The 7,619-nt window shown below is 58.2% G+C and carries 7 protein-coding genes and 1 pseudogene; 6 read left to right on the top strand and 2 right to left on the bottom strand.

The genetic code is table 11. The annotated features are described in order from the left end of the window. Positions 1–105 precede the first annotated feature (105 nt). Both H1S03_RS17085 and H1S03_RS17090 read right to left on the bottom strand, forming a co-directional pair. Positions 106–705, bottom strand: a complete 600-nt coding sequence (locus tag H1S03_RS17085; RefSeq protein ID WP_244263124.1) for an SLATT domain-containing protein — start codon at positions 703–705, stop codon at positions 106–108. After that, positions 695–2,020 (bottom strand): SMODS domain-containing nucleotidyltransferase, encoded by a 1,326-nt coding sequence (locus H1S03_RS17090; RefSeq protein ID WP_185805287.1) that lies wholly within the window; start codon positions 2,018–2,020, stop codon positions 695–697. Before H1S03_RS17090 ends, H1S03_RS17085 begins: the two co-directional genes overlap by 11 nt. Before the next feature lie 178 nt (positions 2,021–2,198). On the opposite strand from H1S03_RS17090, the gene H1S03_RS17095 reads away from it, so the two are divergent. The 6 genes and pseudogenes from H1S03_RS17095 (at position 2,199) to H1S03_RS17115 (ending at position 7,274) form a co-directional block, all read left to right on the top strand. Then, positions 2,199–3,260: a helix-turn-helix domain-containing protein gene (locus H1S03_RS17095; protein WP_040701722.1), complete on the top strand. Its 1,062-nt coding sequence runs from the start codon at positions 2,199–2,201 to the stop codon at positions 3,258–3,260. Between the two features lie 7 nt (positions 3,261–3,267). Next, positions 3,268–3,753, top strand: coding sequence for a PIN domain-containing protein (locus H1S03_RS17100; protein WP_185805288.1), 486 nt, complete (start codon positions 3,268–3,270; stop codon positions 3,751–3,753). Between the two features lie 593 nt (positions 3,754–4,346). Further along, positions 4,347–5,276, top strand: coding sequence for a DUF2493 domain-containing protein (locus tag H1S03_RS17105; protein WP_151976302.1), 930 nt, complete (start codon positions 4,347–4,349; stop codon positions 5,274–5,276). A 132-nt stretch (positions 5,277–5,408) separates the two neighbouring features. Continuing rightward, positions 5,409–6,425, top strand: a complete 1,017-nt coding sequence (locus tag H1S03_RS17110; protein ID WP_249777985.1) for a nucleotidyltransferase family protein — start codon at positions 5,409–5,411, stop codon at positions 6,423–6,425. Positions 6,426–6,432: 7 nt separating this feature from the next. Then, positions 6,433–6,528 (top strand): annotated as a pseudogene (locus tag H1S03_RS17810) (DUF2493 domain-containing protein); the annotation flags it as partial. Positions 6,529–7,067: 539 nt separating this feature from the next. Then, positions 7,068–7,274 carry a hypothetical protein gene (locus H1S03_RS17115; protein ID WP_185805289.1) on the top strand — a complete coding sequence of 69 codons (207 nt, stop codon included), beginning with the start codon at positions 7,068–7,070 and terminating at the stop codon, positions 7,272–7,274. The last annotated feature ends 345 nt before the right edge of the window (positions 7,275–7,619 follow it).

Consider the following 7,619-nt stretch of genomic DNA (forward strand, 5'->3'; position numbering starts at 1 on the left):
TTCGAGATGGTCATTCATGCTTCCTTTTGGTGAAGCATGAACCGGATCAATCATACACAAAAGGTCGGACACTCTCGAAAAAATACAGATATTCTTTGTCATTTTTTACCTTTTTCCTTCAGCCTGATTGACTTCTGTCTGTTTAGGCCGTCCGCCGGATCGCTTTAGCGAGAGTGGAAGAAAACAGTCTATCTCGTCAGCTGTGAAGCTCATGTCTTCCATCTCCTTCAGCCGTCTTTGGGCCTCCTCGTAGGCTTTTCCGTCAGTCTGAGGTGCCCCTTCATAGAGGGCAGAAAGTATGGCCTGTAACTCGTCCCGACGCTCAACTGCGGCTTCATGTGACAGTCTTGGCAGATCGGTTAGCAGTGAGAGGTAGCATTCTCGGACGTTCCAGAGCTTCGCGGCTGCGTCACGATGTTTTTGGGCGATAGCACCGGGATCGAAGTTCTTCAGATAGGCCGCAACAAATAGCGTCATAAATGAAATGCCGACAGTCGCGACCTCGACCCATAATTCTTCTCCCACCACGACTCCGATCGCCCCTGCGCTCGTCAGTGCTGAAAGGGTGATTTGCAAAACCTTGTACCTGCGAAGTGTATCGGCAGAGCGATCGGCCATACGTTCGTGGGTTTTGTGGGTATAGACCACCCGTCCGAAGCATTCACGGACCTGATCCTCGAACGCGATATCGTAATCAGGCGGCATAGTCTTCATCCTCGGCATCTTTCACACGGATCGGGACGTGGATGTTGTCACGCGCAACGACCACGCCTCGGCTGACCGCGTAGCATTCTACGAGGTGATCTCCCCGGAAGTTTGTGGTCTCTTGGCGCTCACCGCGACCTTCGTCGCGCACGATCTGTCCTCGGATCACGTCTCGACGCTCGGCTTCTTCGCCACGGTTCAAGACCTTCCAAAACAACTCGGTATCATCGGGAAGATCGGTTGCATCCGCGATGAAGAATCGAAGGCTCTTTTTCGGCAGCAGAACGCCATGCCGCTCCAATAGGTCCCGAAGCATTCCCGGACGGAATCCATCCTGCGTCACTTCGCAGTTGATACGAAGATGGTATCGAATATCGACCGGAAATCTGTCTTCGACAAACTGCTCAGTGTTCTTGAAGACATGCGCGAATGCGGCAGCCTCTCCCGCTGCACTCTTTGCCGGTGCTGGGTAGGCGTTCCCGAACACATCCCGCCATTTTTGGCGCTCGTTCTTCTGTCCGCTCGCATCGATGGCTTTTAGACATAAATCGTATGCCTTCTTCGCCTTCCGCTCGAACCGCTTCTTGACGCGGACGCGTTGGCGACTGCCAAGCGCTGCATACTCGGATTGCTTGGGCTGATCAGCCAGGAATTCGAAGAAATCTCGGCACATGTAGTCGTAGTAGTGGTAGCTCTTGGTAACGTATTCGTCGGTCGACTCGAGGAAGTTGTAGGCGAGAGTGTCGATCAGAAGGCCGCCCATGGCGACGCCGTGCTTGTTCTTCCAGGCGCGCGCCATCTTGCACAAGCGGCGAAGGTTCCGGTTCTTGCGCTCATTGGCTTCTTTCATTTCATCGAGTTCAGCCTGCGGCTTGGTATTCTTCCACGACCCACCGTTTGCGGTGTCAGGGTACTTATAGCTCCCATCAGCTAGCTTGAAGGCCGGCATCACTTCGATGTGGAAATCGTTGTAAAGCACCCGGACAACCAAACGATCCACCTTGACGGTCGTCGAAGGGTATCGCCGCTTGATCGCAGCCTTGGCATCGTGAAGAAGCCGATACTGGCCCCCAACCTTGTAGCTATCCCACTTCCCGGCAGGCATGATGTAGATCATGTCCAAGTCGGAAATGCCCTTGATCGCCGTCCAACGGCCATAGGAGCCAACTTGAAGGCTGTTAGCCGTTTTTGACTCTGTGTCGCGAAACTCCTTGTTAAGGGAAGCAGTGACTTCGCCGTATCGCAAGGCAATCGTCGCGGCATTATCGATCTTGATGTTATCGAGAAAGGTCTTGAAGTCTTCAGAGATGCCCATTGAAGTCTCGCGTTTTTGCCGGTTCAGCGCCTCTTAGGCCGGCGCGGCGGTTTACAAATTTGCCTTTCTTTCGGCTTCCTGTTATAAGTTAGGGACGAAAGGCCGCGCTTTCAAGCGTTGTAGTTTACAAAAAATCAATCATATAGGTGGAATGTAAACCACCCACTGGGAGGACGTTATGATTGGCAAGCGACTCAAAGGAGCCCGAGCGGCATCTGGCCTCTCGCTCCGTGCACTTTCCGATGCCATGGAGAACAAGGTATCCGCTCAAGCCATAGGCAAGTACGAGCGCAATGAAGACATGCCCGGTTCGGGCGTGCTGCTAAGTCTTGCCCGAGCACTCGGCGTCTCTGTGGATTTCCTGCTCAGCGATGATGAGCTTGAGTTGGAGGGCGTTGAGTTTCGCAAGTCAGCCAGCTCTTCAGCCAAAGAGATCGCGACGATCGAAGCCAAGACGCTTAATATGGTTGAAAAGTACCTAGCTATCGAAAGCTTGCTGAATCTTTCGAGCCAGGAATGGGATGCCCCGCACGAAGCACCCTATTGGGTGGCCGATGTTCGTGATGCCGAGGACGCGGCTCGCAACATGCGTGCTTCTTGGCAGTTGGGTCATGACCCGATTCCAATGCTTGCCGAACTCCTCGAGGAGCACGGGATCAAAGTGCTGTCTTTGGATGTTGATCGGATTGACGGGCTTGCGGCGAAAGTGCGTCGAAAAGAGCACCACTCCGCCCGTGTTATCATGATCAAGAAGAAGACCTGGTCTGAGCGGAAGCGCTTCAGTTTAGCTCACGAATTGGGCCACATGGTTCTTAAAGTCGCCGAAGGGTGTGATTCAGAACGCGCCGCAAATCGATTTGCTGGTGCATTCCTCGTTCCGGCAGAAGTGCTACGGCAGGAGATTGGTGCCCGCAGAACGGACATAAGCATTGGTGAGCTCATTAGTCTGAAGGATCGGTTTGGCGTCAGCATTCAAGCGCTGACCTATCGATGCAAGGATTTGGACATCATCAACCAGGCAACATTTGCGCGTCTGTTCAAGGTCTATAAGCAACGAGGTTGGCGCGATGAGCCGTTCGAGGAGCCAAATTCCATTCCTTGGGAACGAGAAGAACCGGACCGCTTTCAACGTTTGTGTTTTCGTGCCCTCTCCGAGGGGTTGATAGGGTTGTCTCGCGCGGCAGAACTTCTCGAAATACGAGTAAAAGAACTGGAAGAACGGTTGGACCACATGGCATAGTGCATATGTGCAAGTTCTTGTTTCTGATACCTCCGTTCTGATCGACATTGAAAGAGCCTCGCTGACGGCGAGGCTCTTTGATCTCCCCTATGATTTTGTTGTCCCAGATATTCTTTTTGAAGCGGAACTCCTCGACTGGATGGGTCCTGATCTGATCGATCTGGGACTGAGAGTAGAAGAGCTCACGCCAGAAGAAACAGCACGCGCGACAGAGCTGAAGCGGGCGAAAGCTATGTTATCGACGCCAGATGTCTTTGCATTTTGCCTGGCGGCTGGAAGAGATTGGGTTCTCCTTACCGGAGACGGTGCGCTCAGGGCTGAGGCAGAGCGCCAAGAAATCGCGATGCACGGCGTCTTGTGGGTGTTCGATGAGATGGAACGTCACGAGGTTTGTTCGACCGTTCTCCTCAAGTCGGGCCTCGAGGCGGTTCGTGATCACCCGAGATGCAGACTTCCCATTAGGGAAATCAATAGGCGCCTTGCGAGATACTAGCTTGTTTATTCGGCTTGCTGGAAGGAAATTGTTGCGAAGCTCTTCTTCGCTTTAGCCTTGCGGCCTCCCCAGCTCGGTACGCCAAGTCGCAGGGGAGAACGGCCCTTCGGTCCGTCGCGCATTCGGCCATGCGGCCTCACCGCGGCGTCGCGCCCGGCATCCCGGTTTGCCCGCCTCGCGAGCACGTCCCTCCCCGGCCGCTCCGCCGGATTGCGCTCTGGTCTGTTTTGCGGGGCAAAACGATCCCGCCGCTCCATCCGTCTCACGCGTCCGGTCTGGCCGTTTGCCTGCTCGGGTCGGGCAAACCTACCGTCAAAACACACACACATGAGCGTGGAAGCATATCCTCCGGATGGCCCCCAAATCAGCCCGCGTCAAGGATCGCAAAACTTTTCGGCGAGGGCGGTGCCAGTGGTACAGGGCGGTCCCGTGCGTGAGCGCGCGCATGTGTCGGGTGCTGCGCGCGGAAAACTTTTGCGCCCGGCAAGCCGGCGGCTACGCCGTCCCTGACCCGGGCAGATTCGGAAACCAGGCATTCGGCCATGCCCCCACACTCACGTGGTGGCCTTGGAACCGAACACTGGAGACCAGACATGGCTTACGACACTGCGAACACCTACGAGACCATCGAGCTTTTCGGGCTGACCGAGAAGGATGCACAACTCCCGATCCCCGAGGATCACATCCTGACCGACCACATCATCCGCGAGAGCTTCGAGGCTTTGCTCGGGCAGCTGCGCGGGACTGGGCTTGAAGCCGAAATCGAACCGCTGGCCCATGGGCTCGCCACGATCCTGCAGCGGCGCAAGGTGGCGCTTGGCAAGGAGGTCGACCGCACCGCCGACAAGATCGGCGCGCTGGCAAAATCCCACGACGGATCGGAGATCGCTGAGACCGCGCTCGAAGAGGCGCAGGCGCGCTTCCTGCAGTTGCGCGAGATTGTCGGCGCCATCGAGGTGATGAGCGAGGCGGCGGCGGAATGCTACGAGATCGAGACGGGCCACGCTTTCATCCCGGCAGCCGGGTCGCGCGCAAGCGTCCGGGCGCAGGAGACCGGGGCAGTCTTCGAGGCACGGCAGCTCCTTGAACAGCACGACCGTGAGACTGCCGAGAAGTCGAAAGTCGAGGGGGTGCCCCTGATCGTCTCAGGCGCCACCGACTGGACCGATGTCGATGTGATCTTCAACACGCTCGACAAGGTTCGCGAACGGATCAAGCAGAACCGCAACCAGGAGATCTTCCTCTGCCACAAGGGTGGCAAGCACGGGGCAGAGATGATTGCGGCTCGGTGGGCCCGGGCACGCGGGATAGCACAGGCGCGCTTTGATCCTCGATGGTCCGCGCATGGACGGGCGGCACCGTTCAAGTGCAACGACGAAATGCTGGACGACAAGTTCGCGGCGACGGGGGTTGTCCTCTTCGGCGGCAACGGGGTCGCGCTGAACCTCGGGCAGAAGGCGGAAGCGAAAGGCCTGACGGTCATGCGGGTTGCGGACCCGGCGAAGAAGACCGCGGAGACGTGAATTGAGAGGGTCGCCTTCGGGCGGCCCTTGCGTCGTTTCTCATGGGCGTGGCAGTTCTCTAAATTACTTTGCCTAGCAATTTTATGTTTTGATAGGTATATGCGTACCAAGCAAAACTTGGAAATGAATGGCATGACCCTACTCAGCAGCATCGCGATGAGCGCCTACACCGATCTGGTACGGCTCCTGAAGGACGACGCTTTGTCCGGTGTCGAAGGCAAGCCGACGCTCAAGGAGCGCGGCGACAAGGCCTATTGGTACGCCGCGCGACGCGTCGGAACGGAGATGCGGTTCATCTATATCGGCGAGGACAGTGACGAGACGCGCACACGAATCGACCGGATCGAAGAGCTGCGCGCGACCGCCAAGGAGCGGCAGGCAGAACGGTCGCGGCTCGTTCGACTTCTGCGCGCCGAAGGCATGACCCCCACAGACCGGGCCACCGGGTCCATCCTGTCCGCGATGGCCGCTGCCGGAACTTTCCGTTTGGGTGGCACCATCGTCGGAACCAATGCATTTCGCCTCTATGAAGGCGAGCTTGGTATCCGCCTGCCTATTGGCGGTATGGCCAACACCGGCGATATCGACATCGCCCAGTTCGAAAAGCTCAGCGTGGCGCTGCAGGATCAGGTTGACCCGGGTCTGGCCGAGACCTTCTCGGCGCTCAAATTTGATCCCTTACCGGCTCTTGACCAAGGTCGGACCTGGCGATGGGCGCAAGGCGGCAGTGGCCAGTTGGTCGAGTTCCTCACACCGGCGTTCGGGGATGAGACCATTCGTGATCTGCCAGCATTGGGCGTGAATGCCCAAGGATTGAACTATCTCAACTTCCTGATTGCCGAACCGATCCACGCGGCGGCGATCTATCGTTCCGGCGTTCTGGTGCAAGTGCCGCGCCCGGAGAGATACGCGATCCATAAACTGATCATCGCGGATCGGCGGCGGGACGGGGCGGGGAGCCTCAAGTCTGCCAAGGACCGCGAGCAGGCGGCTTTCCTGATCGCGGCGATGGTCGAGGACCGGCCCGATGATCTGGCCCGCGCCTATGCCACTGCGCTGGAGGTTGGCCCACGCTGGCGCGAGCACATCGGCAACTCGCTGAAGCGGATGCCTGAGACGAAACTAATCCTCGACGGGTTGGGAGTGTGATTACCGCAACGGGGTCGCGCTGAACCTCGGGCAGAAGGCGGAAGCGAAAGGCCTGACGGTCATGCGGGTTGCGGACCCGGCGAAGAAGACTGCGCAGGATTGAAGAGAGGGGGTCGCGCTTGGCGCGGCCCTTTCGTCATGTCTCATGGCGCGTGCGATCGGTCACGCGTGATCGGCAGTCTGCGGCAGCCAGCACCGTTATCCCTCTACCAAGTCCGTCAGAGTGCGGCCCATCCGCATCGGTATGGGCTCGGGATGGTGCGCACCTCACGCACATCGTCAGCATCGCAAGACACGAAGGCTCGAAACGTCGCACTTGAGGCTAAAGACTTGCGCGTCCCTCGGGTGGTGTTTCGGAACATCGCATCCACGCGGGCGGGCTCCGTCAGCACCCCGGCCAGGATCCGCGGGACGCGGACGCGGATGGTGGCTGCGGCGTGATGGGAAGGGTCATCCGGGTCTCTCCTTTTTGCTTATAGATGTGGATCGCACGGGGTCGGCCAGTTCGTGCCCTCAGCATACGCTTCGGCAAGCACAAATACGGCTTCCACGGCGGAGCCGCGGACCCTCCGCATTTGCGCTTGCGACCGGGCCTCTTGCCCCCGTGCCGGGTGATCCCCATCGCAACAAGGAGTAACCCAAATGAACAACCACTACGTCGCTACCGTCCCCGTCAAGTTCACCGATACCGATGGCCAGGAGCGCACCCGTTTTCAGCGCGTGGGCGCGATGTTCCGCAACACCCGCAACGGGGATGGATCGGAGTTCTTCAGCCTCAAGCTCGACTTTCCCGTCGCGGTCTCGGAGCTGGTGATGTTCCCACCGAGCGCGAAAGATCCCCAGGACTGAATCCTCTGACGAGGATGGGCCGCCCAGGACGATCTTGGGGCGGCCCGATCCCTGTTCCAGGGATGCCGGTCCCTACGCGTTCAACGGACGCACTCCGCCCGGAATGATCAGGCCGCGACAGACCGGCCAGTCAGCCTCAAGGGGGCCATCCACAAAAACCTATCGGCCAGGGCCTCCCGGTTTTTGCGGCAGAGATTTGGCAAGCCAAATCTGGCCCTCCTTGACCCTGCCTGTCCGCCCTGTCGGTGAGGTTTGCGCCCGCCCGCGCTTCCGTCCGAACACATGCCAGACCGTGTGAAAATGGCACCCCAGTGTCCACGAATGCGTGGAACGATTGGGTTTGCA

Origin of the sequence: Pontivivens nitratireducens (genome assembly GCF_014235845.1) — a bacterium.
Taxonomy (GTDB): Bacteria; Pseudomonadota; Alphaproteobacteria; order Rhodobacterales; family Rhodobacteraceae; genus Pontivivens; species Pontivivens nitratireducens.

Excerpts from the sequence above, each read along its gene's own strand:
- H1S03_RS17085 (WP_244263124.1), bottom strand. The coding sequence starts at position 705 with ATGCCGCCTGATTACGATATCGCGTTCGAGGATCAGGTCCGTGAATGC.
- H1S03_RS17090 (WP_185805287.1), bottom strand. The coding sequence starts at position 2,020 with ATGGGCATCTCTGAAGACTTCAAGACCTTTCTCGATAACATCAAGATC.
- H1S03_RS17095 (WP_040701722.1), top strand. The coding sequence starts at position 2,199 with ATGATTGGCAAGCGACTCAAAGGAGCCCGAGCGGCATCTGGCCTCTCG.
- H1S03_RS17105 (WP_151976302.1), top strand. The coding sequence starts at position 4,347 with ATGGCTTACGACACTGCGAACACCTACGAGACCATCGAGCTTTTCGGG.
- H1S03_RS17110 (WP_249777985.1), top strand. The coding sequence starts at position 5,409 with ATGACCCTACTCAGCAGCATCGCGATGAGCGCCTACACCGATCTGGTA.
- H1S03_RS17115 (WP_185805289.1), top strand. The coding sequence starts at position 7,068 with ATGAACAACCACTACGTCGCTACCGTCCCCGTCAAGTTCACCGATACC.